The organism is Bacillus sp. L_1B0_5 (genome assembly GCF_000836715.1).
Classification (GTDB): domain Bacteria; phylum Bacillota; class Bacilli; order Bacillales; family Bacillaceae_G; genus Bacillus_A; species Bacillus_A thuringiensis_S.
This window is the reverse complement of record NZ_JXIS01000178.1, coordinates 1-730: the sequence shown is the minus strand read 5'-3', so window position 1 is coordinate 730 and position 730 is coordinate 1. Positions and strand designations below refer to the sequence as shown.

Here is a 730-nt window from a genome sequence, read left to right as displayed (position 1 = left end):
TCGATCAACCATGTCACGTAGTCCGCGGATTACACTGCGAATTTGACGATGACAAGTATGCTTTAAGACATGAATGAATTTATTCATATCTGCAGACAGTTCACCGATATTCATCTCTTGTAGGACTGCTTCTATAAATTTCGCTTTTCGAGCATAGGTAGCTTTTGGTGTAAATGGATCCCTATGTTGTTCTTCCCCAGCTTCTTTCGAACATAAGAAGTCTGAATGGATAGACAGATATAATGTCGTATATCGTTTTGTATGTTTTACACCTTTTTGCATTTTGCAAATTTTGAATAGGGGATTACCCGTACATGGTAATGCAGTTGTTAATTCCTCGATAACCGCACGGATCTGATGCGGATATTTTTTATGTAAGAAACGATACATCCCACCGAAGTGAGTTTTGTTTCCTCTTTCGTCCTGCTTGTCCAAAGAACGTTTTAATGTTGTTTCCGTATGTTGTTGCATTGCAATGTCTAAGAATAGTTTCTTAGCTGCTACAGATAGCTTAAAGAAAGCCTTTGTAAATACAACAGGACTAATATATACGTATGGATTTGCTTTTTCTGTTTCCTCATTCATAAAATGAGTCAGTTTGATTGTATATCGGCCATCTAAGCCATTTTCAATAGAGATAATGTTATGTAAGCTTAACTTTTTCAAAGCGATATAGAATTGAGAATGCTGAATATATGCAAGCTCTTCTTTATATTGCTTGTAATCTTCC

The 730-nt window shown here is 36.0% G+C and carries 1 pseudogene; it reads right to left on the bottom strand.

The annotated features are described in order from the left end of the window. Positions 1-730, bottom strand: a pseudogene (locus RT27_RS35570) (hypothetical protein); the annotation flags it as partial.